The sequence below is a fragment of the Streptomyces flaveolus genome (assembly GCF_014648815.1).
Classification (GTDB): Bacteria; Actinomycetota; Actinomycetes; order Streptomycetales; family Streptomycetaceae; genus Streptomyces; species Streptomyces flaveolus.
The window spans coordinates 76,564-101,904 of the sequence record NZ_BMRV01000018.1; the positions used below are offsets into that span (position 1 = coordinate 76,564).

At 72.5% G+C, this 25,341-nt stretch carries 24 protein-coding genes; 9 read left to right on the forward strand and 15 right to left on the reverse strand.

Translation table 11 applies throughout. The features are described from left to right. Positions 1-19: 19 nt before the first annotated feature. Complete coding sequence (locus IEZ05_RS31495; RefSeq protein WP_189233701.1) at positions 20-2,365, forward strand: ATP-binding cassette domain-containing protein; 2,346 nt, start codon at positions 20-22, stop codon at positions 2,363-2,365. A 42-nt stretch (positions 2,366-2,407) separates the two neighbouring features. On the opposite strand, the gene IEZ05_RS31500 is transcribed toward IEZ05_RS31495, so the two are convergent. The 6 genes from IEZ05_RS31500 to IEZ05_RS31525 all read right to left on the reverse strand — a co-directional run bounded on the left by IEZ05_RS31500 (position 2,408) and on the right by IEZ05_RS31525 (position 8,621). Beyond that, the gene (locus tag IEZ05_RS31500) at positions 2,408-3,280 is read right to left on the reverse strand and encodes a DUF2382 domain-containing protein (RefSeq protein WP_189233702.1); all 873 of its coding nucleotides are present in this window, start codon (positions 3,278-3,280) and stop codon (positions 2,408-2,410) included. Positions 3,281-3,352: 72 nt separating this feature from the next. Beyond that, positions 3,353-4,195: a lysophospholipid acyltransferase family protein gene (locus IEZ05_RS31505; RefSeq protein WP_189233703.1), complete on the reverse strand. Its 843-nt coding sequence runs from the start codon at positions 4,193-4,195 to the stop codon at positions 3,353-3,355. Then, positions 4,192-4,965 (reverse strand): GNAT family N-acetyltransferase, encoded by a 774-nt coding sequence (locus IEZ05_RS31510; protein ID WP_189233704.1) that lies wholly within the window; start codon positions 4,963-4,965, stop codon positions 4,192-4,194. Before IEZ05_RS31510 ends, IEZ05_RS31505 begins: the two co-directional genes overlap by 4 nt. Positions 4,966-5,255: 290 nt before the next feature. Further along, positions 5,256-6,002 (reverse strand): succinate dehydrogenase/fumarate reductase iron-sulfur subunit, encoded by a 747-nt coding sequence (locus IEZ05_RS31515; RefSeq protein ID WP_189233705.1) that lies wholly within the window; start codon positions 6,000-6,002, stop codon positions 5,256-5,258. Then, the gene (locus IEZ05_RS31520; protein WP_189233706.1) at positions 5,999-7,948 is read right to left on the reverse strand and encodes a fumarate reductase/succinate dehydrogenase flavoprotein subunit; all 1,950 of its coding nucleotides are present in this window, start codon (positions 7,946-7,948) and stop codon (positions 5,999-6,001) included. The genes IEZ05_RS31515 and IEZ05_RS31520 overlap by 4 nt, the downstream gene beginning before the upstream one ends. Before the next feature lies 1 nt (position 7,949). Then, complete coding sequence (locus tag IEZ05_RS31525) at positions 7,950-8,621, reverse strand: succinate dehydrogenase (RefSeq protein WP_189233759.1); 672 nt, start codon at positions 8,619-8,621, stop codon at positions 7,950-7,952. A 131-nt stretch (positions 8,622-8,752) separates the two neighbouring features. On the opposite strand from IEZ05_RS31525, the gene IEZ05_RS31530 reads away from it, so the two are divergent. Next, on the forward strand, positions 8,753-9,637 hold the full coding sequence (locus tag IEZ05_RS31530) for a LysR family transcriptional regulator (protein ID WP_189233707.1): 885 nt from the start codon (positions 8,753-8,755) through the stop codon (positions 9,635-9,637). Positions 9,638-9,821: 184 nt separating this feature from the next. Here IEZ05_RS31530 and IEZ05_RS31535 read toward each other — a convergent pair whose 3' ends face one another. From IEZ05_RS31535 to IEZ05_RS31545, 3 genes are all read right to left on the reverse strand, one after another. Next, entirely contained in the window at positions 9,822-10,355 is a 534-nt protein-coding gene (locus IEZ05_RS31535) for a 2'-5' RNA ligase family protein (protein WP_189233708.1), read from the reverse strand. Positions 10,356-10,364: 9 nt separating this feature from the next. Beyond that, positions 10,365-11,078, reverse strand: a complete 714-nt coding sequence (locus tag IEZ05_RS31540; RefSeq protein WP_308426972.1) for a GAP family protein — start codon at positions 11,076-11,078, stop codon at positions 10,365-10,367. A 247-nt stretch (positions 11,079-11,325) separates the two neighbouring features. Continuing rightward, complete coding sequence (locus tag IEZ05_RS31545; protein WP_189233709.1) at positions 11,326-12,216, reverse strand: NAD(P)H-binding protein; 891 nt, start codon at positions 12,214-12,216, stop codon at positions 11,326-11,328. Positions 12,217-12,388: 172 nt separating this feature from the next. On the opposite strand from IEZ05_RS31545, the gene IEZ05_RS31550 reads away from it, so the two are divergent. Then, on the forward strand, positions 12,389-13,225 hold the full coding sequence (locus tag IEZ05_RS31550) for a LysR family transcriptional regulator (RefSeq protein WP_189233710.1): 837 nt from the start codon (positions 12,389-12,391) through the stop codon (positions 13,223-13,225). A 37-nt stretch (positions 13,226-13,262) separates the two neighbouring features. Here the strand turns inward: IEZ05_RS31550 and IEZ05_RS31555 are convergent, their stop codons facing one another. The 3 genes from IEZ05_RS31555 to IEZ05_RS31565 form a co-directional block, all read right to left on the reverse strand. Continuing rightward, a complete protein-coding gene (locus IEZ05_RS31555; protein WP_189233711.1) occupies positions 13,263-15,407 on the reverse strand; it encodes a putative bifunctional diguanylate cyclase/phosphodiesterase in 2,145 nt (714 codons plus the stop codon). Beyond that, complete coding sequence (locus IEZ05_RS31560; protein WP_189233712.1) at positions 15,404-16,216, reverse strand: SAM-dependent methyltransferase; 813 nt, start codon at positions 16,214-16,216, stop codon at positions 15,404-15,406. The genes IEZ05_RS31555 and IEZ05_RS31560 overlap by 4 nt, the downstream gene beginning before the upstream one ends. 203 nt (positions 16,217-16,419) lie before the next feature. Beyond that, positions 16,420-17,364 (reverse strand): SCO0930 family lipoprotein, encoded by a 945-nt coding sequence (locus IEZ05_RS31565; protein WP_189233760.1) that lies wholly within the window; start codon positions 17,362-17,364, stop codon positions 16,420-16,422. A gap of 796 nt (positions 17,365-18,160) precedes the next feature. Between IEZ05_RS31565 and IEZ05_RS36880 the strand changes: the two genes are divergently transcribed. From IEZ05_RS36880 to IEZ05_RS31580, 3 genes are all read left to right on the forward strand, one after another. Then, positions 18,161-18,292: a hypothetical protein gene (locus IEZ05_RS36880; RefSeq protein WP_267461927.1), complete on the forward strand. Its 132-nt coding sequence runs from the start codon at positions 18,161-18,163 to the stop codon at positions 18,290-18,292. 16 nt (positions 18,293-18,308) lie between these two features. Further along, on the forward strand, positions 18,309-19,073 hold the full coding sequence (locus IEZ05_RS31575; RefSeq protein WP_189233714.1) for a bestrophin-like domain: 765 nt from the start codon (positions 18,309-18,311) through the stop codon (positions 19,071-19,073). Positions 19,074-19,317: 244 nt separating this feature from the next. Further along, the gene (locus IEZ05_RS31580) at positions 19,318-19,839 is read left to right on the forward strand and encodes a hypothetical protein (RefSeq protein ID WP_189233715.1); all 522 of its coding nucleotides are present in this window, start codon (positions 19,318-19,320) and stop codon (positions 19,837-19,839) included. A 145-nt stretch (positions 19,840-19,984) separates the two neighbouring features. On the opposite strand, the gene IEZ05_RS31585 is transcribed toward IEZ05_RS31580, so the two are convergent. Next, positions 19,985-20,479, reverse strand: a complete 495-nt coding sequence (locus IEZ05_RS31585) for a hypothetical protein (RefSeq protein WP_189233716.1) — start codon at positions 20,477-20,479, stop codon at positions 19,985-19,987. Positions 20,480-20,810: 331 nt separating this feature from the next. On the opposite strand from IEZ05_RS31585, the gene IEZ05_RS31590 reads away from it, so the two are divergent. Continuing rightward, positions 20,811-21,479: a class F sortase gene (locus tag IEZ05_RS31590; RefSeq protein ID WP_189233717.1), complete on the forward strand. Its 669-nt coding sequence runs from the start codon at positions 20,811-20,813 to the stop codon at positions 21,477-21,479. Positions 21,480-21,509: 30 nt separating this feature from the next. On the opposite strand, the gene IEZ05_RS31595 is transcribed toward IEZ05_RS31590, so the two are convergent. Further along, a complete protein-coding gene (locus IEZ05_RS31595) occupies positions 21,510-22,346 on the reverse strand; it encodes a polysaccharide deacetylase family protein (RefSeq protein WP_189233718.1) in 837 nt (278 codons plus the stop codon). A gap of 170 nt (positions 22,347-22,516) precedes the next feature. Here IEZ05_RS31595 and IEZ05_RS31600 point away from each other — a divergent pair, with 170 nt between their 5' ends. After that, positions 22,517-22,978 (forward strand): universal stress protein, encoded by a 462-nt coding sequence (locus IEZ05_RS31600; protein ID WP_189233719.1) that lies wholly within the window; start codon positions 22,517-22,519, stop codon positions 22,976-22,978. Positions 22,979-23,080: 102 nt separating this feature from the next. Continuing rightward, on the forward strand, positions 23,081-24,493 hold the full coding sequence (locus IEZ05_RS31605) for an amino acid permease (RefSeq protein ID WP_189233720.1): 1,413 nt from the start codon (positions 23,081-23,083) through the stop codon (positions 24,491-24,493). Here the strand turns inward: IEZ05_RS31605 and IEZ05_RS31610 are convergent. Then, the gene (locus IEZ05_RS31610) at positions 24,490-25,305 is read right to left on the reverse strand and encodes an alpha/beta fold hydrolase (RefSeq protein ID WP_189233721.1); all 816 of its coding nucleotides are present in this window, start codon (positions 25,303-25,305) and stop codon (positions 24,490-24,492) included. The genes IEZ05_RS31605 and IEZ05_RS31610 overlap by 4 nt on opposite strands. Positions 25,306-25,341: the final 36 nt, after the last annotated feature.

Here is a 25,341-nt window from a genome sequence, read left to right on the forward strand (position 1 = left end):
GCGTACGGAGTTCCCCCCGATGCACAGCCCCCACGACCCGTACGTCCGCGTCCGCGGCGCGCGTGAGCACAACCTCAAGGGCGTGGACGTCGACGTCCCGCGGGACGTGGTGGCCGTGTTCACCGGCGTGTCCGGCTCCGGCAAGTCGTCGCTCGCCTTCGGCACCGTCTACGCGGAGGCGCAGCGGCGCTACTTCGAGTCGGTCGCGCCCTACGCCCGCCGGCTGATCCAGCAGGTCGGCGCGCCGAAGGTCGGCGAGATCACCGGGCTGCCGCCCGCCGTGTCGCTCCAGCAGCGCCGGGCGGCGCCGACGTCCCGTTCGTCGGTCGGCACCGTGACCAACCTGTCCAACTCCCTGCGGATGCTGTTCTCGCGCGCCGGCGACTACCCGCCGGGCGCCGCGCGGCTCGACTCCGACGCCTTCTCGCCCAACACGGCGGCCGGGGCGTGCCCCGAGTGCCACGGGCTCGGCCGGGTGCACCGTACGACCGAGGACCTGCTCGTCCCCGACCCGTCGCTGTCGATCCGGGACGGTGCGATCGCCGCGTGGCCCGGCGCCTGGCAGGGCAAGAACCTGCGGGACGTCCTCGACGCGCTCGGGTACGACGTGGACCGGCCGTGGCGCGAGCTGCCCGCCGAGCAGCGGGAGTGGATCCTGTTCACGGACGAACAGCCGGTGGTCACCGTGCACCCCGTGCGGGAGGCCGGCCGTATCCAGCGGCCGTACCAGGGCACGTACATGAGCGCACACCGGTATGTGATGAAGACGTTCTCGGACTCGAAGAGCGCGACGCTGCGGGCGAAGGCCGAGCGGTTCCTCACCAGCGCGCCCTGCCCGGTCTGCGGCGGCGGGCGGCTGCGGCCCGAGGCCCTCGCGGTGACCGTCGGCGGCCGGAGCATCGCCGAGCTGGCCGCTCTTCCGCTCACGGAGCTCGCCGGGCTGCTGCCGACGGGCGACGAGACGGCCCGGGTGCTCACCGCCGACCTGACCTCCCGCATCACGCCCGTCGTCGAGCTGGGCCTCGGCTATCTGAGCCTCGACCGCCCCGCGCCCACGCTCTCGGCGGGCGAGCTGCAACGGCTACGGCTGGCCACGCAGCTGCGCTCCGGGCTGTTCGGCGTCGTGTACGTCCTCGACGAGCCGTCCGCGGGGCTGCACCCGGCGGACACCGAGGCCCTGTTGGCGGTGCTGGAGCGGCTGAAGTCGGCGGGGAACTCGGTGTTCGTGGTGGAGCACCACCTCGGGGTGATGCGCGGCGCCGACTGGATCGTGGACGTCGGTCCGCGGGCGGGCGAGCACGGCGGGCGGGTGCTGTACAGCGGCCCGGTGGCCGGGCTGGCCGAGGTCGGGGAGTCGGCGACGGCGCGTCACCTCTTCGACCGCTCTCCCGCGCCGGCCCGCGAGGTGCGCACGCCGCGCGGCACCCTGACCGTCGGCCCGGTCACCCGGCACAACCTGCACGGGGTGAGCGCCGATTTCCCGCTGGGCGTCCTCACGGCGGTGACCGGCGTGTCCGGGTCCGGGAAGTCGACGCTCATCGGCGCGATCACCCAGGAATCGCCGGGCGTGGAGCGGCTGGTCTCCGTGGACCAGAAGCCCATCGGCCGCACCCCGCGGTCCAACCTGGCGACGTACACGGGCCTGTTCGACGTCGTACGGAAGGTCTTCGCGGCCACCGACGCGGCACGCGAGCGGGGCTACGGCGTCGGCCGCTTCTCGTTCAACGTGGCCGGAGGGCGCTGCGAGACCTGCCAGGGCGAGGGGTTCGTCAGCGTCGAGCTGCTGTTCCTGCCGAGCACCTACGCGCCGTGCCCGGACTGCGGCGGGGCGCGCTACAACCCCGAGACGCTCGAAGTGGCCTACCGGGGGCGGAACATCGCCGAGGTGCTGGACCTGACCGTGGAGGGCGCGGCGGAGTTCTTCGCGGACACGCCCGCGGTCGCGCGCAGCCTGGCGGCGCTGCTCGACGTCGGTCTGGGCTATCTGCGGCTCGGCCAGCCCGCGACGGAGCTGTCCGGCGGGGAGGCCCAGCGCATCAAGCTGGCGAGCGAGCTGCAGCGGGGCCGGCGCGGCCACACCCTGTACCTCCTGGACGAGCCGACGACCGGTCTGCACCCCGCCGATGTCGAGGTGCTGATGCGGCAGTTGCACGGCCTCGTCGACGCCGGGCACACGGTGATCGTGGTGGAGCACGACATGACCGTGGTGGCGGGCGCCGACTGGGTCATCGACCTGGGGCCGGGCGGCGGCGACGCGGGCGGGCGGATCGTCGCGGCGGGTCCTCCGGCCGAGGTGGCACGGACGGAGGGCAGCGCCACCGCGCCGTACCTGGCCGCCGTCGTGCACGGCGGGACGCGCCGGTGAAGCCGCTTCACCGGCGCGCGCCTGCCGGACGGTGACGGACCGCTACTCGCGGCCCCGCCGGATGTCGTCCTCGGTCATGCCTTCCGTCTCGGCCTCGATGCGCTCCTTGCGGATCTGACCGCGCACGGTCTCGTTCTCTATGTGCTCCTCCGTGGTCAGCCGGACGCGTTCGACCGGCACCGTCTCGGTCTCCACGACGGCGCGTTCCTCGTGCAGGGTGACCTCGTGCTCGGCCTCGCCGAGTTCGGGACCGGAGAGCGCCTCGTCACGGTTGGCGTCCGTGATCGGCTCGCGCTCCACGCGCACCTCCTCGTGGCGCACCGGAACGGTCTGCTCGACCTCCTCGGTGACCACGTACTTGCGCAGCCTGGCCCGGCCGACCTCGTGCTGCTCGACGCCGACGTGCATCCGCTCCTCCGAGCGGGTCATGGCGTCGTCGCCGCGCATGCCCCGCCGGCCCGACGCGTCCTCGCGTCCGGTGGTGCCTGCCGTGCCCGCCATGCCGGCGGTGCCCGCCATACCGGCCGCGCCCGCCTCGCCGGGGCCGGCGGCCCAGCGGCCGTCGTCGGTGCGCTCGGCCTCGGACAGCACGCTGTCCCAGTTGATGCCGTAGTAGTCGTAGAGCCGGTGCTCCTCGGCCTCCGACAGATGGCCGCCCGCGTCGACGTCCACATTGGGTGCGTCCTTGACCTTGTCCTTGCGGTACGGGACCTCGAGGTGATCCTGCACCAGCGAGGCGTCGCGGATCGGCACGAACGACTCGTTGGAACCGAACATGCCGGTCTTGACGCTCACCCACTCGGGGCGCCCCGTCATGTCGTCGAAGAAGACGTGCTTGGCGTCGCCGATCTTGTTGCCGTCCCCGTCGTAGACCGGATGGTCCAGGACGTTGGCGATCTCTTCACGGGTGATCATCTGGCATCACCCTCCTTCCGGAGTGCCTGTACTCCGACTGTCCGCATCAGCAGCCCGAAAACGGCACATCCATCACAAAGGGCACATACTTTTCGAAGGTGCTTTCCCCTGGTGACCGTGGCCGCCGGTCCCCGCCGCCGCGTACGCCGACTGGGCCGCGCCCGCGAGGGAGCGGCGGTCGCGATGAGAGCCGGGCGGGACGGCCGGGCACACCTCCACCTCGGCCGTCAGCCCGCGCGCCGAGACCACCCGCCACAGCGAGGCGAGCAGGATGTCCTCGCCGACGAACGCGGGCACCGTGCTCGGTGTCCGTGCCCCGGTCCGGTAGCGGATGCGGACCGGCTGGACCGGCACCCCGGCGTCGAGCGCGGCCTGGAACACGGCCCGGCGGAAGCGGCCGTGCGCGCGTCCGCACCAGGTGCTGCCCTCGGGGAAGGCGGCGACCGCGGCGCCCTCGCGCAGTGCCCTCGCGACCAGGGCGACCGTGTCCGGCAGCGCCCGCAGGCGGTCCCGTTCGATGAACAGGACTCCCCCACGAGCGGCGAGCGGCCCGGCCACCGGCCACCGCCGTATCTCGCTCTTGGCGAGCATCCGGGCCGGGCGCACGGCGGCGAGCAGCGGGACGTCCAGCCAGGAGACGTGGTTGGCCACCAGCAGCAGGCCGCCGGTGGGCGCGGCGGCACCCGTGACGCGGACCCTGACACCGGCGGCGCGCACGATCCACCGGCACCAGCGCCTCACCAGGCCGGCCGGCATCCGTCCCCGCAGCGGCGACAGCGCGACCGCGCACCCGGCGAGGAGGAGGACGGCGACCGCGGTCAGCCGTAGCACGGCACGCGGTACGCCGCCCGCGGTCCTGGAGGGCTCCACGCAGGCCCCGGGAGTGCAGGGGGCGGCGGGCAGCCAGGCGTTCATCGGGCCGGCAGCAGCGAGCGGAAGTGGCGCAGGTAGCGCGGGTCGACGCGGCTCATCGGCAGCAGCACGTACAGGTCGGCGACGCCGAAGTCCACGTCGTGCGCGGGCTCCCCGCAGACCCAGGCGCCGAGGCGGAGATAGCCCCGCAGCAGGGCGGGCAGTCCGGTGCGGGCGGCGGGTGCCGCCGCGCGCGGCGTCCAGGGCAGCAGCGGGCGTACGCGGTACTCCTCGGGTGCCAGGTGCTTGGCGCGGACCCGGTCCCAGGTGGCGGCGGCGAGGGCTCCGCCGTCGGCGAGCGGGATCGAGCAGCAGCCCGCGAGCCATGCGTGGCCCCGGTCGCTCATGTAGCGGGCCATGCCGGCCCAGATCAGCCCGATCACGGCGCCGTCGCGGTGGTCGGGGTGTACGCAGGAACGGCCGACCTCGACCAGGGAGGACCGGATCGGGTCCAGTGCCGCGAGGTCGAACTCGCCCTGCGCGTAGAGCCGTCCGGCGATCACGGCGCGTTCCGGCGGCAGCAGCCGGTAGGTGCCGACGACCTGCCCGGTCGTCTCCTCGCGCACCAGCAGGTGGTCGCAGTACGCGTCGAAGGGGTCGATGTCGTACCCGGGCTGCGGGCTCGCCAGCAGGGCGCCCATCTCGCCGGCGAAGACGTCGTGCCGCAACCGCTGGGCCGCGCGCACCTCGTCCTCGTCTCGGGCGAGGGTGACGGTGTAGCGCGGGGGTGCGGCGGGCGCCGGGGGGCGGTCCGCGGTCAGTACGCCGGTCATGGGTGCTCTCCTGGTGACGGGGCCGGGTCCGCCACAGTTCTTCCGATGCCGGCTGTACTGCGCGTGACCAGTGCCGGGAGAGCGGATGTGCGCTTGCTGAATGCCGGGCACGCGCAAGCGAGACGGGGCCGGGGGGAGCACCTCCCCCGACCCCGTCCGTCCGCACCCTTTCGGCGAACGTTCAGCGCACCCACCAAGGGGCGCGGGGCTGTGACACCGTGCGACTCCGCCGCGTGGGCGCCACCAGCCACGACGAACCCGCAGCCGTCGGTGACAGCACCTCCACGGCGCTACCGCCGCACCTTCCGCGCAGCCCGCAGCCACTCCTTGTTCATGCTGGTGATGGACACCAGCGGGATGCCCTTCGGGCAGGCCGTCGCGCACTCGCCCGCGAGCGTGCAGCCGCCGAAGCCCTCGTCGTCCATCTGCGCGACCATGTCCAGCACCCGCGTCTCCCGCTCGGGCGCGCCCTGCGGCAGGACGTTCAGGTGGTTGATCTTCGCGGAGGTGAACAGCATCGCCGCGCCGTTCGGGCACGCGGCGACGCAGGCGCCGCAGCCGATGCACTCGGCGTGCTCGAAGGCGAGGTCGGCGTCCGGCTTGGGCACCGGTGTGGCGTGCGCCTCCGGCGCGGCACCGGTCGGCGCGGTGATGTAGCCGCCGGCCTGGATGATGCGGTCGAAGGCCGAGCGGTCGACGACCAGGTCCTTCACGACCGGGAACGCGGCGGCCCGCCACGGCTCGACGTCGATGGTGTCGCCGTCCTTGAAGGACCGCATGTGCAGCTGGCAGGTGGTGGTGCGCTCGGGGCCGTGGGCGTCGCCGTTGATGACGAGCGAGCAGGCGCCGCAGATGCCCTCGCGGCAGTCGTGGTCGAAGGCGACCGGGTCCTCGCCCTTGAGGATGAGTTCCTCGTTGAGGGTGTCGAGCATCTCCAGGAACGACATGTCCTGCGAGATCCCGTCCACCTCGTACGTGGACATGGCGCCGTCGGCGTCGGCGTTCTTCTGGCGCCAGACGCGCAGGGTGAGCTTCATGCGTAGCTCCGCTGGGTGGGGTGGACGTACTCGAAGACCAGGTCTTCCTTGTGCAGGGTGGGAGCCTCGCCGGTGCCGGTGAACTCCCAGGCGGCGGCGTACGCGAACTCGTCGTCCTTGCGGGCGGCCTCGCCGTCCGGGGTCTGGGACTCCTCGCGGAAGTGACCGCCGCAGGACTCGGACCGGTGCAGCGCGTCGAGACACATCAGCTCGGCGAGCTCCAGGTAGTCGACGATGCGGTTGGCCTTCTCCAGCGACTGGTTGAACTCCTCGCCGGTGCCGGGGACCTTGATGCGCCGCCAGAACTCCTCGCGGATCTGCGGGATGCGCTCCAGGGCCTTGCGCAGTCCGGAGTCGGTGCGGGCCATGCCGCAGAACTCCCACATCAGCTCGCCGAGTTCGCGGTGGAAGGAGTCCGGGGTGCGGTCGCCGTCGACGGACAGCAGCAGGTTGAGCCGGTCCTCGGTCTCGGCCAGCACCTCCTGCACCACCGGGTGTCCGTCGTCGACCTCGTCCTTGTGCGGGTTGCGGGCGAGGTAGTCGTTGATGGTGGCCGGCAGGACGAAGTAGCCGTCCGCCAGGCCCTGCATCAGCGCGGAGGCACCGAGCCGGTTGGCGCCGTGGTCGGAGAAGTTGGCCTCGCCGATCGCGAAGAGGCCCGGGACGGTGGTCTGGAGGTCGTAGTCGACCCACAGGCCGCCCATCGTGTAGTGCACGGCCGGGTAGATCCGCATGGGCACCCGGTACGGATCCTCGTCGGTGATCCGCTGGTACATGTCGAAGAGGTTGCCGTACTTCGCCTCCACGGCCTTGCGGCCCATGCGCTTGATCGCATCGGCGAAGTCCAGGTACACGCCCTGCCCGCCGGGGCCCACTCCCCTGCCCTCGTCGCAGACGTTCTTCGCGGCTCGGGAGGCGATGTCACGGGGCACGAGGTTGCCGAAGGAGGGGTAGATGCGCTCCAGGTAGTAGTCGCGCTCGTCCTCGGGGATCTTGTTCGGCGGCCGGTCGTCGCCCTTGGCCTTCGGCACCCAGATCCGGCCGTCGTTGCGCAGCGACTCGCTCATCAGCGTCAGCTTGGACTGGTGGTCGCCGGTGCGCGGGATGCAGGTGGGGTGGATCTGCGTGAAGCAGGGGTTGGCGAAGTAGGCGCCGCGCCGGTGCGCGCGCCACACGGCGGTGGCGTTGGAGTTCATGGCGTTGGTCGACAGGTAGAAGACGTTGCCGTACCCGCCGCTCGCCAGGACCACGGCGTCCGCGAAGTAGGTGTCGATCTTCCCGGTGATCAGGTCCCGGGCGACGATGCCGCGCGCCCGGCCGTCCACGACGATCAGGTCGAGCATCTCGGTGCGCGGGTGCATCTCGATGTTGCCGGCCGCGATCTGCCGGCTGAGCGCCTGGTAGGCGCCGAGCAGCAGCTGCTGGCCCGTCTGGCCGCGGGCGTAGAAGGTACGGGAGACCTGGACGCCGCCGAAGGAGCGGGTGTCGAGCAGACCGCCGTACTCGCGGGCGAAGGGCACGCCCTGGGCCACGCACTGGTCGATGATCTCTACGGAGATCTGCGCGAGCCGGTGCACGTTGGACTCGCGGGAGCGGAAGTCGCCGCCCTTGACGGTGTCGTAGAACAGCCGGTGCACGGAGTCGCCGTCGTTGCGGTAGTTCTTCGCCGCGTTGATGCCACCCTGTGCGGCGATGGAGTGGGCGCGGCGCGGCGAGTCCTGGTAGCAGAACTGGACGACGCGGTAGCCCTGTTCGGCGAGGGTCGCGCCGGCCGAGCCGCCCGCGAGGCCGGTGCCGACGACGATGACGGTCTGCTTGCGCCGGTTGGCGGGGTTGACCAGCTTCGCCTCGAAACGGCGCGTGTCCCAGCGCTCGTTGACCGGCCCGGCGGGGGCCTTGGTGTCGGCGACCGGCTCTCCGGTCGTGTAGTCGGCGTAGGTTGTCATGTCAGCTCACCACTCCGGTCATGACGCCCACGGGTACGGCGACGAAGCCGATCGTGAGCAGCAGCGCGAGGACGTTCGCGGTCGTCTTCAGGGCGCGGTCGCGGGTACGGCTTCCGGCGCCGAGGGTCTGGGCGGCGGACCAGAAGCCGTGCCGGATGTGCAGGCCGAGGGCGAGCATCGCGACGATGTAGACGACGTTGCCGTACCAGGTGGAGAAGGTGTCCACGACGTTCTGGTAGGGCTTGCCGCTCTCGAAGCCGCCGGAGTGCACGGTGCCGGTGGTCAGGTCCAGGATGTGCCAGACGATGAACAGGCCGAGGATGATCCCGCCCCAGCGCATGGTGCGGGTGGCGTAGCTCGCCCGGGCCTTCTTGTGCACGTACTTGCTGGGCCGCGCCTTGATGTCGCGGCGGCTGAGCTGGTACGCGGACGTGGCGTGGGCGACGACGGCGACGACCAGCACGACGCGGATCAGCCACAGCGTCCACTCGTAGTGCATGAACGGCTCGCCGACCGTGCGCAGCCAGTGGGCGTAGTGGTTGAACTCGCTCGTCCCGAAGAAGATCTTCAGGTTACCGATCATGTGGGCGACCAGGTAGAGCAGCATGACGAGACCACTGATCGCCATCACTGTCTTCTTGCCGACGGACGAGTCCCACACGGTGCGCGCCATGGACGGCCGTCGGTCCGTCCGCGTTGCCAGAGCCATGTCACAGGACGCTACGCGGGCCAGGGGCCATCGGTCCAAGACATGGTCCGCCTCGTTTCCATAGGGTCTGCCTATCGAAGACCTATGCTTGCGGTATGCAGTTCCAGCAGCTCCAGTACTTCGTGGCGGTCGCCGAGACCCGGCACTTCACCCGGGCCGCCGAGGCCGTCCACGTGGCGCAGCCGTCGCTGTCGCAGCAGATCAAGGCGCTGGAGCGGGAGCTCGGCGCGGACCTGTTCCTGCGGGCTCGGGGCAACATCACGCTGACCGACGCCGGGGAGGCGCTGCTGCCGCTGGCCCGGCGCATCCTGGCCGACGCGGACACCGCGCGGCACGAGGTGCTGGAGCTGGTGCAGCTGCGCAGCGGGCGGGTCCGGCTGGGCGCCACGCCGAGCCTGTGCACCGGACTGCTCCCCGACGTGCTGCGCGCGTTCCACGACCGCTACCCCGGTGTCCGGCTGCTGATCGAGGAGGGCGGCTCGCACGACCTGGTCCGGGGGCTGGCCCGTGGCGCGCTCGACCTGGCGCTGGTGGTCCTGCCGCTGCCCACCGCGTCGCCGGCGCTGACCACGGTGGAGCTGCTGCGGGAGGACCTGGTGGTGGTGTCGTCCCCGGAGGCGCCCCGCCCTGGTGGCGGGCGGCGGGCGGTGCGGATCTCCGACCTGGAGGGCGAGCGGCTGGTGATGTTCCGGCACGGGTACGACCTGCGGGAACTGACGGTGGCCGCGTGCCGCTCGGCGGGGTTCGAGCCGGACTTCGCGGTGGAGGGCGGGGAGATGGACGCGGTGCTGGGGTTCGTGCGGGCGGGGCTGGGCATGGCGGTCGTCCCCCGGATGGTGGCGGCCCGCTCCGGCCGCGGGCTGCGGGTGACGCCCCTGTCCCGCCCGGGCCTGCACCGGACCATCGCCCTGGCCCACCGCAGTGACGTGGCTCCGCCGCGGGCCGCACGGGAGCTGCAGCGGATGCTGCTGGAGCGGTGAGGACTCGCGCGGCGGCGCCCCGGGGGCCGGCCGGAGGCGAGGTGCGGCTTCTCGGGACGGTCGGGCCTGCGCGGCGGGCGCCGCCGACAGGCGTCGGCGCCGGGTTCCGTCCGTCCGGCACGCCGTGAGGGCACCCCTGGGCACGGCGGACAGCGCTGCCGGGCCGGTCGCCGTCAGGGGCGTCTCAGGTGCGGGGCTCCAGCACCTCCAGGACGCCGGTCTCGGTGTCGTAGCTGCGCAGGGTGATGAGCCGGGCCGACAGGGGTGGCGCCGGCAGCAGTTCGGGGACCCGCCGGCCGGCGAAGGCACCTGCCCGCCGGGTGCGGCCGAGGGTGACGTGCGGGCTCCAGCGCCCAGGTTCGTGAAACGGGCTGAGGGCCTGGGGCGGGCTGTCCGAGGCCACCGCCTCCCAGACCCGTCGGTGCACGCCGGCCAGCGCGGAGTCGCAGTCCAGCGCCCAGGCCAGCACGGAGGTGGGCCGCTCGAAGCGGACCACGCCGGTGAACCGCACCGGCAGCGGCAGGGCGGCGGCCACCTCGGCCAGCTCCCAGCGGATCGGGGCGGTCAGCTCCGGGCAGGCGGCCAGGGTGAGGTGCGGACTGTTGGTCGGTGAACGGTGACGCGCCTGACTGGGCAGCCCCGCGTCCGCGAGCCGCCGCCAGGCCTCCCGAACCGCCAGCTCCGCCGCCTCGTCCAACAGAAGCTCGACCGTGCGCACCACCGCAGCCTACCGGCGGTCGGGTCCGGACGGGTTCGCCGGACAGCCCCCGGTGCCTCCCCGAAGGGTCCGCTGCGTCAGGCGACCAGCCCGACGATGCTCCGGACCGTCAGCCACAGGCCGATCACCAGGGAGAGCGTGACGACCAGCTGTTCCTGGTGCTGCTCCAGCCGGCGCCCGCAGGGCGTTCAGGCGGGCGTTCGCGACCGCGGGCGCCCGGACCGCGTAGCTCTCCATGACGATGAGGCTGAGGGTGGCCAGCAGACAGTAGCCGCTCAGTGCGATCCAGTCGGCGAGGGTGGAGAGGCTCGCGTCGATGACGGTCGCGGCGCCGGCCGCGACCAGTCCCCAGGACTGCAGCAGCCATGCGAGCCCCGCTGCCGTGACCAGGGACGCGTCGTCGATCCGGGCGGCCCAGCGCGGCGGGCCGTGCGGGCGGGGCGGCCGGCGGTGCCGGTAGGCGCCGAACAGCACCAGTGCCAGACCGAGGGCGAGTTTCACGCCGAGCACGGCGGTCGAGTGCGCGGTGTGACGGGCCGGGGGCCGGCCGCCGGTCAGCAGCATGACGCAGGCGATCACCGCGACGAGGTTGACCAGCCACGACACCAGGAAGGCCAGGCCCTGACGAACGCCGCGCCGCGAGGACAGCAGCAGGATGAAGGCGCTGTTGTGCACAGGCCCCAGGGAGATGGCCGCACCGATGACGATCAGGTCGAGGACCATGGATCAGTCGCTCCTGGGTCTGGGACTGTCCGCCACCCGGCGTCGTGCGACCGGCCGGTAGGGGAAGGAGGCGTTGCTGCGGGCGCCGCGACCCGACTCTGCAAGCGGTGGACCCGGCCGGTCAAGCGGGCCACGCCCGTGAGCCTCGTCGGACCGTTCGGAAGGCGCATCGCCGGCGCTCACGCCCGCAACGGTCGCGGCGAAGCCACCGAGGCTCCCTCGGCCCGGCCGCTTCGGGGCGTCGGGCTCAGGCGAGCACGGCCGGCCTGAGTGTCTCCTCGCACCAGCGGCGGAAGCCCGTGGGCGCCGTGTCCGGTGTGCTGGGTGCGGACGAGCCGTAGAAGCCCTGGGTGTCCATCGCGGCGGCCATGTCGGCCAGGCCCCGGGCGCCGTCCTGGCTCGCCCCGAAGCGCAGGGCCGTCGCCCCGTACTCCGCCGGGGTGGTCTCCCGCACCCGCACCGGGCGGTCCAGTACGTCGCACATGACCCGCGCCATGCCCTCGGGTGTGAGGTCGTCGGGACCGACCAGCGGCACGTCGGCCCGGCCGGTCCAGGTGTCGTCGAGCAGCAGCCGGGCCGCCGTCGCGGCGATGTCTCCGGTGGCACAGGTCCGCAGGACCCGGTCCGCGGCGTACGCCACCCGGAACTCGCCCGTGGAGCGGAGGGCCGCCGCCTGACCGAGCAGGTTCTCCATCAGGAAGGGCGGGCACAGCGCCCGGTAGTGCACGCCGGTGGCCGCGATGCGGTCGTCCATGGCGAGCGACGCGGAGATCGGCCCGGCGTTCTTCGCGACGCCGCGCCCCAGGCTGGAGACGGCGACGACCCGTCGGACACCGTGCCGCCCGATCACCTCGCACAGCGGCAGCGTGAAGTCGCGGAAGTGGCCCTCGACACTGTCGGCGCCCGGCGCGGGCGGCACCAGCCAGAACACCCGGTCGGCTCCGTCGCAGGCCGCGCCGAGGATCTCGGGGTCGGCGTGCGAGCCCTGGAACACCTCGGCCCTCTCGCGTGCCCGGGGGGTGAGACGGCCGGGGTCGCGGGCGATCACCCGGACCGCGGCCCCCTCGTCCACGGCGTCGAGAACGGTGTCGAGGACCTGTCGGCCGATACCGCCGGTCGGGGTGGTGATGACGATCACGGGAAACAACTCCGGTTCAAGGAAGGGAGGATGGAGAAACGCACCGGGTCACGGACCCGCCCCGTACGGGGCTCCGGCGCCTGTTCATCCTGTTCCGCGGCCGGGCGGAACTGAAGGACCGTTAGGATCCCGGTTGTTACCCTGAGGGCAATACCGAAGGGAGGCGGAGAACATGGAGTCCCGTTCCCTGCGCTATTTCGTCGCGGTCGCCGAGGAACTCAACTTCGCCCGTGCCGCCGAGCGGCTGGGCATCTCGCCGCCGCCCCTGTCCCGGGCGATCCGCCGGCTGGAGGCCGAGCTGGGCGTCGCCCTGTTCGAGCGGACCACGCACCACGTGACCAGGACCCCGGCCGGGGACGTCCTGCTCACCGAGGCCCGCGTCGCGCTGGACGCACTGGAGGCGGCCGGGCGCCGAGCGCGGCGCGCGGCGGCGGGTCCGCAGCTGGTGCTGGCCGTGAAGGCCGACGGGGACGCGGGACTGCTCGAGCCGATCCTGACGCGCTACGCGTCCGAACCGGGTTCCGTGCCGGTCGCCGTCCGGCTGTGCGGCTGGCAGGAACAGCCGGAGCTGCTGCGCGGCGGCGAGGCGGACGTCGCCCTGGTGCACGCGCCGTTCGACGGCACCGGCCTCGACAGCGAGACGCTGGTCGTCGAACCGCGCGTCGCCGTCCTCGCCTCGGACCACCCGCTGGCCGCACGCGACCGGTTGGAGCTGGCCGATCTCGGCTGGAGCCCCGGCACCGTGGAGCGGCACATCGACGAGGCCAGGCGCGGCCGGGGCGATCTGGCCCAGGTGCTCACGGCCGTCTCGCTCGGGGAGGCCGTCACCCTGCTGCCCGCCTCGGTCGCCGTGCGCTACCCGCGCCCGGGCGTCGCCTACCGCCCGGTGTCCGACGCGCCGCCGGTCGCCCTCGCCCTCGCCTGGCCCCAGGAGTCCCGGTCGACGGCCACCGCCGCACTCGTACGCGTGGCGGCCGAGGTCGCCGAGAGCGCCCGCGCCGGAGCGTAGGCGAACCGGACAGCAGACCCCCGGGCTGCCGCGCCCCTCAGCCCGTGGCGTCCACCAGGGCCAGTTCGTGCAGGCGATCCGGCGGGCCCGGACGGGCGTAGTACCAGCCCTGGGCCGTGTCGCAGCCCAGGATGCGCAGTTGCTCGGCCTGCGCGCCAGTCTCCACCCCCTCCACGGTCACCGTGAGGTCCAGGCTGTGGGCCAGGGCGACGATGCCCTCGACGATCTTGAGGTCGACGGGGTCCGCCGGGAACCGCTGCATGCTCTGGGTGAAGGAACGGTCCAGTTTGAGGACGCTCACCGGCAGCCGGCGCAGGTTGGCGAGGTTGGAGTAGCCGGTGCCGAAGTCGTCCAGGGCGATGTCCACGCCCATCTCGGCCAGCCGGCGCAGCGGCTTCAGCAGGTCGTCGTCCGCGCCGATGAGCGCGGACTCCGTCACCTCCAGGCAGAGCGCGTCGGGTGCGACGCCGGTGCGTTCCAGGATCTCTATGGTGTCCTGGACCAGCCCGGGGTGGGTGAGCTGGCAGGGCGAGAGGTTGACGTTGATCCGCAGCGGCCCCGCCGCGGTCGTCTCGCCGTACCGCTCCCGCCACGCGCGGGCCTGCCGCACGGACTGCTCGAGCACCCAGCGGCCCAGCGGAACGATCAGCCCGGTGTGCTCGGCGAGCGGGATGAAGCGGTCCGGGCCGAGCACGCCGTGCTGCGGGTGCAGCCAGCGCACCAGGGCCTCGGCGCCGTGCACGCTGCCGTCGCCGAGGTGCACCAGCGGCTGGTACTCGATGAAGAACTCGCCCCGCTCCAGGGCCGCCGGCAGCGCGGTCGTCAGCCCGTGCCGGGTGATGACCCGGGCGTCGGCCTCCGGGTCGGCGAGCTCGAAGCGGTTGCCGCCCGCCGACTTGGCCCGGTACATGGTGATGTCGGCGCTGCGCAGCACCTCCGCCGGGCTGCGTTCGCCCGCCGGGCCCTCGACGATGCCGATGCTGCCGCGCACGGTCAGTTCACGGCCGTCGATGCTGATGGGCGCGAGCAGCGCGTTCATGATGCGCCCGGCGAGTTCGTCCACCTCGTGCCGGGTGTCCGGGCCGGTGGTCAGCGCCACGAACTCGTCGCCGCCGAGCCGGGCGACCATCTCGCCGGGTGCGGTGGCGCAGGCCTGGAGCCGGTCGGCGACCTCCACGAGCAGCCGGTCTCCTGCCGCGTGGCCGAGGCTGTCGTTGACGGTCTTGAAGCCGTCGAGGTCGAGGTAGCACAGGCCGAACCGCTGGCCGGGGCCCGCGCCGAGGGCCTTCTCCAGGCGCTCGAAGAAGAAGCTGCGGTTGGGCAGGCCGGTGAGGGCGTCGTGGGTGGCCTCGTAGCGCAGCCGCAGATTGAGCAGCCGGCGCTCGGTGGTGTCCTCCATCAGCGCGAGCTGGTACTGCGGGCTGCCGTCGGGGTCGCGCAGCAGGGAGACGGTCAGGTTGGTCCACAGGACCGTACCGTCGGGGCGGTAGAAGGCCTTCTCGCAGTGATAGGCCTCGCGTTCGCCGCGCACCAGTTCCTGGTAGAGCCGCCAGGTCTGGGGCGCGTCGTCGGGGTGGGTCCACTCCCTGACGTTGCGGCCGCGCAGCGAGGGGTCGGTCAGGCCGAACATGCGGGTCAGGGCGCCGTTGACCTGGAGGATGTTGCCGTCGAGGTCCGCGATGCCGATGCCTATGGCCGCGCCCTCGAAGACCGCGCGGAAGCGGGCCTCACTGGCGTGCAGCGCCTCGGCCACCACGCCCTGCGCCTTCAGGGCGGCCTGCGCGATGGCCTCCTGCTCGGCGAGCGTCCGGCCGCGCAGCGCCCCGGCGAACCCGGCCGCCATGGCGTGCTGGATCCGTGCCGACCGCGCCCGCAGGGCCTCGGCGTCGCCGTCCTCGCCGCAGTACAGCACCAGGTAGGCGTCCACGCAGTCCAGCGTGCGGGTGAGCGCGTCGGGGTCGGTGCAGTGCACGTCGACGAGGGCCGCGCCGACCGCCTTCGCCTCCTCGGTGTCGAGGCTCCGGGCCCGCAGCAGCTCGCTCAGCCGGCGGGCCAGCGGCATCAGTTCTTCCTCGAACTCGGGCCGGGTCGACGACGTCGAGGTCACCGGGTACACCGCGCGGCTCCAGATCGTCGCGAACCGTCGGAGTCTGTCCTCCGGCCCGCCCGGCTCCGCGGTCACGCCGTACGCCCCACGCCCGCGAAGCCGGAGAAGGCATACGGGTCCTCGTCCTCCGGCGCCGTCTCGGGCCGCCAGCGCGGCATAGGAACCAGTCCGGGTTCCACCATGTCGTACCCCTCGAAGAACCGGGCGATCTCGTCGCGCGAACGCATGATCAGCGGATTGCGGATGTCCTTGTACACGTCCACCGCGCCCCCGGCCCGCTCGGCGGGCAGCGGGATCCCCTCGTACGAGGCGTGCGTGAGGACGAGCAGGCTGCCGGGTGCGAGCGCGTCGCTCAGCTCGGCCACCGCCGCGTAGGGGTCGTCCGCGTCTTCCACGAAGTGCAGTATGGCAACGAGCAGGAGGGCCACCGGCCGATTCAGGTCGATCAGCCGCTCCACCTGGGGGCTGGTGAGGATGTCCTGCGGCTTGAGCAGGTCGGCGGCCACGACGTCCGCGTCCTCGGCGCCCTCCAGGACCGCCTGGCTGTGCGCCACCGCGACCGGGTCGTGGTCGACGTACACCACGCGGGCGCCGGGCCGGGCCGCCCGGGCCACCTCGTGGACGTTGCCGTGGGTGGGGATGCCGGAGCCGATGTCCAGGAACTGGTCGATGCCCTCCCGGGCCGCGAAGCGCACGGCGCGGCGCATGAACGCCCGGTTCGCCTGCATGATCTTGGGGAGCCCCGGCAGGAACTCCATGGCCCTGCGGGCCGCTTCGCGGTCGACCTCGAAGTTGTGCGAACCGCCCAGGTAGAAGTCGTAGATGCGGGACACGCTCGGCACCGAGATGTCGATGCTCCGTGGGGCCCAGGCGGGACGCTCCATCTATCTCTCCAAGGCTCGGGCGATCCGGTGTTCGAGCTGAGGCTACTGATCGCCCGCCGAACGGGCGAGCCCGAGCGGAGATTGACCGTCCGTTCCCGGTCACTGCCTGCGGCACGTGCCGGGCGCCAAGGCACGCCAAAGCACGCGAATGGGGCCGTCCCCTCCGCCTGGACACGGAGGGGACGGCCCTGGGGAGGGTGCCGTCACTTCTTCGGCGCGCCGACCGGCTTTCCGTCGGGTGCGACGGCGTACCAGGTGCCGCCGACACCCTGGCCGTTGGTGTCGCCGGCCTTCTTGTCACCCGCGAAGGTGTAGATCGGCCAGCAGTCGACCGTCTGCTGCGCGGCGCCGTCGGGCCGGGTGAAGCTCATCAGGCCCTTCTTCACGACGCCCTTGGTGTCGTTGGCCTCCACCGGGGCCACGACCGGCCACTTCTCCAGGCAGGCTCCGGTGCACGCGGAGACCGGCTTCGGCCACGCCTCGTCCTTCATGAAGCGGTAGACGGTCATGCCGTTCTTGTCGACGACGATCTCGCCGAGTTCGGGATCGTTGCGGGTGGAGAGTCCCGCCAGGTCGGCGGCCTTGGCCTTCTTGCCGTCGGGGGCGAGGGCGTACCACTTGCCGCCGACGCCCTGGCCCTTGACCTCCCCGACGGCGTCCTTGGCGTAGCGGTACGCCGGCCAGCCGCCGATGGTCAGCTGCTTGGTGCCGTCGGCGCGGGTGACCTCGCCGAGCAGCGACTCGTCGATGCCCTCGCCGGCGATGGCGTCGTCCGCGGCCACCGGCGGCCAGGCCGTGGCGCAGTCGGCCTCGCACGTCGTCTTGGGCGGCTGGGCGGTGTCCTGGTCGAACCGGTAGAGGGTGCGGCCGCTGCCGTCGGTCACGAGCTCGCCCAGTTCGGCGTTCGCGGAGACGGACAGCTTGCCGGCGGAGACCGGCGGAGCCGCGGAGGCCTGGCCGCCCTTCGCGCCGAGGCCGTCGCCGCTACCGGCTCCGGCGCCGATGGTGCTGACGTCACCGGGGACGGCCGTCGCACCCACGTTCTGGCTGCCCGTGGCGCTGCCGCCGTCCTGACCGCACGCCGTCGTCAGCGCCAGCACCGCCGCAGCGCTCGCCACGAGTGAGGCGCTCCGCCAGGAGGTCTTCATCGTCAATCCCCGATCATCGCAAAGGTGTTGCGGCGCCCTGCTGCGCCGCGGCACGACACTGGGTACGCGCGAGGACGCGGGTTGTGTTCAACCGGGGAGCGGAATTCTTTCCGGCCAGGGCCCGGCCGCCTCGGGCCGTCGCGGGAGAGGACGGTCCGCCCGCTTCTCCCCGTACTCGCGTACGGATCCGCGCGTGGGCGACCGGCCGCTGGTCAAACCGTCCGCCGGCCCATATCCCTCGTTCGGGGCAATCGCCGGCTTCTCCCGCGTGGCACCGCGCGCCAAGCCCGATGATCTCGTCGTGCATGGACCCGAACCGACCCGATCCGCCGTCGCCGGACGGGTGTTGGCCCTGGTGACGCTGACGTTCACCCTCGTCGGCACACCGGTGGGCACGGCACAGGCCGACGCCTGTGCGTATGCCTCGACCGGCCCGGGCGGCACCGAGGCGGTGGTGGTCGCCGGGAGTGTCTCCTGGCCCGACTTCCCACCGTGCCCGGAGCCCACACCCCCGCCTCCGCCGCCGCCCACTCCCACGCCGACGCCACCGCCCACTCCCACGCCGACGCCACCGCCGCCTCCGCCGCCGCCTCCGAAGCCCACGCCGCCACCGCCGCCCGCGCCGAAACCCCCGCCACCACCCGCCCCGAAACCCGAGCCGCCCCCGCGCCCGGCGCCGGCACGTCCGACGCCCGCACCGACACCGACGCCCTCACCGACGCCACCGCCGGTCCGGCCCGCCGCTCCCGCGCCCGCACCGTCGGCCACTCCGGCACCCCGCCCGTCGCTGACCCCGGTGCACTACCCGCGGTACCGCACCGCCCGGGTGCAGCAGCGGTCCTCCGGCGGGGCCACCTCACCCCTCGTCTTCGTCCTGCTCATCACGGTGCCCGCGCTGGTAGCCGTCGCCGCGCTGCGCGCGCGCTGATCCCTGGAGGCTTCTCTTGCCGGAATGGCTTGTTCTGATCCTCGCGATGCTGGCCGCCTGCGCCGTCGTCGTCATCGTCACGATCCTGCGGCACCGCACAGCGTCCGACGACGAGGACCCCACCGAGACACCGGACGTCATCGAGTACATGACGATGTGGATCGGTGTGGTGTACGCCATCGTCCTGGGCCTGGCCATCGCCGGTGTCTGGGAGGCGCGCAGCGCCGCCGAGGACCACGTGCAGGCGGAGGCCGTCGCCCTGCACGAGATCTCCGAGCGCGTCCGGGTCTATCCACCCGATGTCCGTGACCGCATCCGGGAGGATGTCAACGCCTATGTCGGACACGTCGTCACGACCGAGTGGAAGTCCATGGCCGACGACGGCCAGGTCACCGAGCGCGGCACCGAACTCCTCGACAAGGTCCGTGCGGACGTCACCGACTACGAGCCGAGGTCGGACTTCGAGGCCCAGGCCTACCAGCCGCTCGTCGACCAGGTGGCCGCCGCGGACCAGGCCCGCATCTCCCGGTCGGAGTCGACGGGGGCCACGATGCCGGGCGTGGTGTGGTTCGGGCTCATCGCCGGTGCCGTCGTCACCATCGGCATGGTCTTCGCCCTGCAGATCCGGCGCACCACACGGGAACTGGTCCTCGCCGGGCTGTTCTCCGCGCTGATCGCCTTCCTGCTCTTCCTGATCTGGGACTTCGACGCGCCCTACAGCCGCGGGGTCGCGGCATCGACGGAGCCGTTCCTGAACCTCTTCCCGGGCGTCAAGGGCTGACCTGCCCCGCACGGGCCGCCCCCGCCGCCCGTACACGGGGGCGGCCCTCAGCCCTGCCGACACGCCGTCCCCGTCCTCCGGCCGCCGCGGCGCCGTCCCCCGACCGGCCCACACCCTTGCCCCATTCGCGCGACTGGGATCGCGCCCACGAGCAGGGCTTCCTAGCGTTTCGGGCATCGAGGTGCATTCCTGGCGCGAGCGGAACAGGTCCGCCGCTGCTCCTCGGGGACCCGGAGGATCCACCATGCGCGCGATACCCGTCGCCTCGGCCGCGCTGCTCGGCGTCGCCGCTCTCTCTTCCTGCGTGCCGGCCGGCGCGGCCGTCGGCGGCAGCACCACGCCGTTCGGCTTCAGTGTCCGGCCCTCCACCGTCGCGGCGGGCGGCGAGGTCACCCTGCGGGTGGACCGGAACGACGGTGCCTGCCGCGGCCGTGTGCGGGTCACGTCCCCGGTGTTCGACACGGTCGTCATCCCGCGCACGCACGTGTCGGCGCAGGCACGGGTCGACCGGGACGCCAGGCCCGGCGCGGTGTACCAGGTGTCGTTCACCTGTGACGGGACGACCGGCACCACGAACCTGACCATCGCCGGCGGCCACTCGTACCGCCCCGACCCCGTACCGTCCAGGGGCGTCCACGCCGGCTCGGGCGGCAGCATCGCGGGCTTCGACCTCAAGGAGATCGGGCTCGGCGTCGCGCTCATCGCGGGATCCGTCGGCGCGGCGTACCACCTGTCCCGGCGCCGCTCCGGCGAGGAGGGCGCCTGACCTCTCCGCCCCGCGCGCACAGGGCGTCACCCCGGATCCCGTGAGGGCCCGGGGCGACGCCCTGCCGACGTGCGCGGTCCTGGGCGCGGTGCCAGGCGGGCCCGTTCCCCGACGGCCGAGCCCGCACGGCCCTGGTGGCGGCGGGTCAGATCCGGCGCTCGGACCGGCGGCGCATCCAGAACAGGCCTCCGCCGGCGACGGCCGCGGCCACGAGCCCGCCGCCGATCGCGATGTCCGTCGGCGTGGCCCCGCTCGAGCTGCTGCCGCCGAGACCGCCGCGGACACCGCCGATGACGGTGAAGGCGGCCGGGCGGGTCAGCGTCCGGCCCGAGCAGTTGACCGTGATGTCGTAGGACCCGGGCCGGGCGTCGTTCCTGATGGTGGCGGTGCCCCTGGAGGTCTCGTTGGCCCCCCGCACCGGGGTCAGGTGGGCCCTGCCGAACGCGTCCGAGGTCATCGTCCCGCCCTGCGGGCAGCCGTCGACCGTGACGGTCATCTGACCGCCGCGCGCGATGACGCTGGGCAGGGCGACGATGTTGCTCGGCGTGTTGTGGTCGCCGCCGGCGGTGGCCGTGGGGGCGGCCATCCCGAGAACGGCGACCGCGGCACCCGCGGCCGCCAGGGCACGAAAGTTGCGCATGTCATCCTCCGCGGAAGACGCCCCGGGACCCGTCCCCGGTCGATCGGCGAGAAAGCGCCTCCCAGAAAGACCCTCAGTTGCCCTGCCCGCAAGCGCATTTCGGGAATGGTCCGTCCTGGTGAGAGGGCATACCGGGCCGGAACCGGCGAGTGGATATCGCCGCAGGTCACGGACCGTCAGGAAATTCGGCCGGGCGTGTCCCGGATGGCTCACCGCCGGGTGCGCCGCGCCACCCGTTCGCATGCGCCCCGTCGCCGCTCGGGTGCACCGCGCTTAGCGTGCTCGTATGCACGAATGACACGGCGACGGCCGGGTCGAGAGGGGAAGGCGAATGGACGGGTCCGAGGAACTGGCCGAAGAGGAGGAGCGGCGGAGGAAGCGCGCTCCCTGGGGCGTGATAGCGCTGGTTCTGCTGACCGGGCTCGCCCTCATTCGCAACGGGTCGGGGGAGTTCGACGTGGGCCCGCCGCAACCCGCTTCGGCGGCCGCCTCGGACACCCGCGTCGCCGGTGGGGAGAACGCCGTCCCGGGCCTCGCCCCGCTGGCGTACGCGGTCCCCGACCGGGTCGCGATCCCCGCGATCCAGGTCGACGCGCCGATCATGCCGGTCGGTCTGGACGCGGAAGGCTGGGTCGGCGCGCCGCCGCCCGAGGACCCGAATCTGGCCGGCTGGTTCACCGGCGCGGTGTCCCCCGGGGAAAAGGGCACCGCGGTGGTCGTCGGCCATGTCGACAACAAGCAGGGCCCGGCCGTCTTCTACGGGCTCGGGGCGCTGAAAAAGGGAAACAGGGTCGAGGTGTCCCGCCAGGACGGAAAGACCGCGGTGTTCGAGATCTACGGCGTCGAGGTGTTCGAGAAGGACGACTTCCCCGGCGACCGGGTCTACGCCTCCAAGGGAACTCCCGAATTGCGGGTCATCACCTGCGGCGGCGGCTTCACCAAGCAGAACGGCTACGACGGGAACGTCGTCGCCTTCGCCCGCCTGGTCGAGGTCCGCTGAGAGGACCCGGCCGGGCGGGCGCGGCGCGCGTCACACCTGCTGCCGCCGGGGGACGGTGAGGTGGTAGCCGGAGTCCAGCAGCTGCGGCAGATAGGAACGCAGGGCGCGCACGGTCTGCGAGCGGTTGCCCCCGGCGTCGTGCGAGAGCACCACGACGCCGGGGGCGGCGCCGTCCTCGACCCGGTCGATGATGGTGGCGGTGCCGGGGGTGGTCCAGTCGAGGGTGTCGACGGTCCAGGCGAGGGGTTCCATGCCGAGTTCGGCGCCGAGCTGGAAGGCCGCGCGGTTCCACGCCCCGTACGGCGCGCGGAACCAGCGGGGCGCCTCGCCGTAGGCCTTCTCGACGACCTCGCAGGTGCGTTCCATCTCGGTGCGGATGCGGCGCCGGGTGAGCTTGGTCAGCAGGGGGTGGGACCAGGTGTGGTTGCCGACCACGTGCCCCTCGTCGGCCATCCGGGACAGCAGGTCCTTGCTGTAGTCGGCCATCTCGCCGCACACGAAGAACGTCGCGCGCACGTCGTACTCCGCCAGCGTGTCCAGGATGCTGGGCGTGTAGCGGGGGTCGGGTCCGTCGTCGAAGGTGAGCATCATGGTGCGGCCCCGGCCGGACATGCGCAGGATCGGCTCGCTGCGCACCGCGGGCTGGTGGGGTCCGGCCACGGGCGTGCCGTATCCGGTCAGGGGCTGGAGCCGGTAGGCGGAGGGCTCGAGCGGGCGCCGCGCCTGGGCGCCCGCGGCGGGAGCGGCCGGCCGGGCCGGTTGGTGGTCCCGGCCCACCGCGAGCACGCCGGCGGTACCGGCCGCTCCGACCGCCGCGGCACCGGCGAGCAGGGCGCGGCGCCGCGTGAGCAACTGATCCTTCTTCATGACTCATCACTCGCCCGGACAAGGGCCGACGCCCCTGAACGACACCGGTGCGGCGGCACGGAACCACCCGACCGGCCCAGTGCGGGCGCCTGTCCGCGGCTCGCGCCCCGGGACGGGGGGCAAGCGGCCCGGGGGCCGGACGGATCCGGGGGTTCCGATAACCTCGCCGCGTGACGCAACAGCACTCCCATCAGTTCGAACGGGGCACGGACGGACCGAAGGTCATCGTGGTCGGGGTGGACGGCTCCGACTCCTCGCTCCGCGCGGCGGCCTACGCCGGCGGTCTGGCCCGGCGGCAGCGTGCGCTGCTCGCCGTGGTGTACGTGCAGCCGGTGCTGGCGGCGGGGGCGGCGCTGGGCGCCCCGGTGGCGGACGCGACCGACGAGATCGCCGAGGACCTGGTGGCCCAGATCCGGGCGGCGACGGAGCGGACCAAGGGGATATTCGACGTGCGCTGGGAGTTCCACACCTTCCGCGGCGATCCCTACAACGGCCTGGTGAAGGCGGCCGACGAGCTGCGGGCGGACGCCGTGGTCGTGGGGGCGTCCGAGCAGGCCGGGCACCGGATCGTCGGCTCGGTGGCGGTGCGGCTGGTGAAGGCGGGGCGCTGGCCGGTGACCGTGGTGCCGTGACACAGGTCGGCCCGGTGCGTGCGTCGTGCCTTCCGTCGGGGACGCGAGTGAGTCATCATGATCCACCGTCAGCCGTTTGCCGATCACAAAGAGGTGAGGCGCATGGCCGGATTCCGCATGGGCGAGGGCGTTCTCCGTCGCAAACCCATCGAACACATCGAGGACACCGAGGCCGAGCAGGGCGCCGGTCTGGTGCGGTCGCTGGGGTTGTGGCAGCTGACGGCCATCGGCGTGGGCGGCATCATCGGTGCCGGCATCTTCACGCTGGCCGGCACGGTGGCCAACGGCACCGCGGGCCCTGCGGTCCTGATCTCGTTCCTCATCGCGGGCGTCGCGAGCGCGGCGGCGGCACTGTCGTACGCGGAGTTCGCCGGGCTGATCCCGAAGGCGGGCTCGGCCTACACCTACGGCTACGCGGTGCTCGGTGAGCTGGTCGGCTGGTTCATCGGCTGGGACCTGCTGCTGGAGTACACGGCCATCGTGGCGGTCGTCGCGATCGGCATCTCCGGCTACTTCAGCTTCCTGGTCGGCGAGATGGGGGCCGACCTGCCGAACTGGATGCTGGGTGCGCCGGGCACCGGCGACGGGCACAAGGTGGACCTGTTCGCGGCGGTGCTGTGCCTGCTGATCGCCTACCTGCTGACGCTCGGCATCAAGAACGCGGCCCGCTTCGAGATGGTCGTGGTCGTGCTGAAGGTGCTGGTGGTCCTGCTGGTCATCGGCGTCGGCGTCTTCCACATCAGCACCTCGAACTACCACCCGTTCTTCCCGTTCGGGGTCGGCGGGGCCTTCACGGGCGCGGCGACGGTGTTCTTCGCGGTCTTCGGGTACGACGCCATGTCGACGGCGGCCGAGGAGTCGAAGGACGCCCAGCGGCACATGCCGAAGGCGATCATCTATTCGCTGGTCATCTCGATGGTGCTGTACGTGGCGGCCTGTCTGGTGCTGACCGGCATGCAGAACTACACCGACATCGACCCCGAGAGCGGCTTCTCGACGGCGTTCAAGTCGGTGGGGCTCAGTGGTCTGGCCGACGTCATCGCGGTGGGCGCGATCATCGGCATCCTCACCGTCATGTTCACGTTCATGCTGGGTGTCACCCGCGTGTGGTTCAGCATGAGCCGGGACGGGCTGCTGCCCAAGTGGTTCGCCAAGACGCACCCGACGCGGCACGTGCCGACCCGGGTCACCTGGATCGTCGGGGTCGCGTCGGCCTTGATCGCCGGGTTCCTGCCGATCGGCGAGGCGGCCGAGCTGACCAACATCGGCATCCTGCTGGCGTTCGTGGTCGTGTGCGCGGCGGTGATCGTGCTGCGCTACCGGCAGCCGGACCTGCCGCGCACCTTCCGCACGCCCTGGATGCCGTTCGTGCCGGCGCTGGGCATCGTCTTCTCGATCTGGCTGATCACGTTCCTGCAGTGGCAGACCTGGGCGCGCTTCGCCGTGTGGTTCCTGATCGGCCTGGTGATCTACTTCAGCTATTCGTACCGGAAGTCGGAGCTGGCGGGCCGTTAGAGCCCGCGCAGGAAGTCGAGCAGGATCCGGTTGAACTCCTCGGGGCGTTCCATGTTCGGGTAGTGCGCGGTGCCCTCGACGGTGACGGAGCGGCCGTCCCGGACCGTACGGGCGAACCGCTCAGCCTCCGCGATCAGGTCCGGGGCGTCGAGGGCGCCGTTGACGGTGAGGACCGGGACGTCGACCTTCGGGACGCGGGCCCAGGTGCCGGTCAGGGGCACGTGCCGGTTCTCCTCGTCGGGCGTGTGCTTGGAGAGGGTGCCGAGGGCCATCTCCCGGACCCGGCGCAGGATGTCCGGGTCGACGTCCTCGACGGCTCGGTGCTCACCCGGCACGAAGCGCAGGAAGGCCGTGAGCCAGCCCTCGACGTCACCGGCGGCCAGGGCCCTGCCCTGCTCGGCCTGGACCGCGCGGACCCAGGGGTCGGTGTACGCGAACTCGCTGGTGGCCGCTCCGCACGCGACGACCGCGCGGACCAGCTCCGGGTACTCCAGCACGGTGTCGGTGGCGATGGCCCCGCCCATCGAGACGCCGACGAGCACCGCGGGGCCCGTGTCGAGGTGGCGGAGCAGGGCGGCGAGGTCGTCGGCCCAGCGGAACGGCTCGGTGGCGTTGGCCGAGGAGCCGTGTCCGCGGACGTCGGGCGCGATCACGCGGTGGGTGGCGGCCAGGGCCGGGATCTGGGCGTCGAAGACCCGGTGGTCGGCGAATCCGGAGTGCAGCAGGACGACCGGGTCGCCCGTGCCGGTGTCACGATAGGCGAGGTCGCCGTCGGTGGAGGTGAAGAAGCGCAGATCCGAAGCACCAGTCATGACAACCAAGGTGTCATTTCCACGGAGATTTGGCAA

What these genes read in the sequence shown, in the direction of transcription:
- IEZ05_RS31495 (WP_189233701.1), top strand. Translation starts at nt 20, where the DNA reads ATGCACAGCCCCCACGACCCGTACGTCCGCGTCCGCGGCGCGCGTGAG.
- IEZ05_RS31500 (WP_189233702.1), bottom strand. Translation starts at nt 3,280, where the DNA reads ATGATCACCCGTGAAGAGATCGCCAACGTCCTGGACCATCCGGTCTAC.
- IEZ05_RS31505 (WP_189233703.1), bottom strand. Translation starts at nt 4,195, where the DNA reads ATGAACGCCTGGCTGCCCGCCGCCCCCTGCACTCCCGGGGCCTGCGTG.
- IEZ05_RS31510 (WP_189233704.1), bottom strand. Translation starts at nt 4,965, where the DNA reads ATGACCGGCGTACTGACCGCGGACCGCCCCCCGGCGCCCGCCGCACCC.
- IEZ05_RS31515 (WP_189233705.1), bottom strand. Translation starts at nt 6,002, where the DNA reads ATGAAGCTCACCCTGCGCGTCTGGCGCCAGAAGAACGCCGACGCCGAC.
- IEZ05_RS31520 (WP_189233706.1), bottom strand. Translation starts at nt 7,948, where the DNA reads ATGACAACCTACGCCGACTACACGACCGGAGAGCCGGTCGCCGACACC.
- IEZ05_RS31525 (WP_189233759.1), bottom strand. Translation starts at nt 8,621, where the DNA reads ATGGCGCGCACCGTGTGGGACTCGTCCGTCGGCAAGAAGACAGTGATG.
- IEZ05_RS31530 (WP_189233707.1), top strand. Translation starts at nt 8,753, where the DNA reads ATGCAGTTCCAGCAGCTCCAGTACTTCGTGGCGGTCGCCGAGACCCGG.
- IEZ05_RS31540 (WP_308426972.1), bottom strand. Translation starts at nt 11,078, where the DNA reads ATGGTCCTCGACCTGATCGTCATCGGTGCGGCCATCTCCCTGGGGCCT.
- IEZ05_RS31550 (WP_189233710.1), top strand. Translation starts at nt 12,389, where the DNA reads ATGGAGTCCCGTTCCCTGCGCTATTTCGTCGCGGTCGCCGAGGAACTC.
- IEZ05_RS31560 (WP_189233712.1), bottom strand. Translation starts at nt 16,216, where the DNA reads ATGGAGCGTCCCGCCTGGGCCCCACGGAGCATCGACATCTCGGTGCCG.
- IEZ05_RS31565 (WP_189233760.1), bottom strand. Translation starts at nt 17,364, where the DNA reads ATGAAGACCTCCTGGCGGAGCGCCTCACTCGTGGCGAGCGCTGCGGCG.
- IEZ05_RS31580 (WP_189233715.1), top strand. Translation starts at nt 19,318, where the DNA reads ATGCGCGCGATACCCGTCGCCTCGGCCGCGCTGCTCGGCGTCGCCGCT.
- IEZ05_RS31585 (WP_189233716.1), bottom strand. Translation starts at nt 20,479, where the DNA reads ATGCGCAACTTTCGTGCCCTGGCGGCCGCGGGTGCCGCGGTCGCCGTT.
- IEZ05_RS31590 (WP_189233717.1), top strand. Translation starts at nt 20,811, where the DNA reads ATGGACGGGTCCGAGGAACTGGCCGAAGAGGAGGAGCGGCGGAGGAAG.
- IEZ05_RS31595 (WP_189233718.1), bottom strand. Translation starts at nt 22,346, where the DNA reads ATGAAGAAGGATCAGTTGCTCACGCGGCGCCGCGCCCTGCTCGCCGGT.
- IEZ05_RS31605 (WP_189233720.1), top strand. Translation starts at nt 23,081, where the DNA reads ATGGCCGGATTCCGCATGGGCGAGGGCGTTCTCCGTCGCAAACCCATC.
- IEZ05_RS31610 (WP_189233721.1), bottom strand. Translation starts at nt 25,305, where the DNA reads ATGACTGGTGCTTCGGATCTGCGCTTCTTCACCTCCACCGACGGCGAC.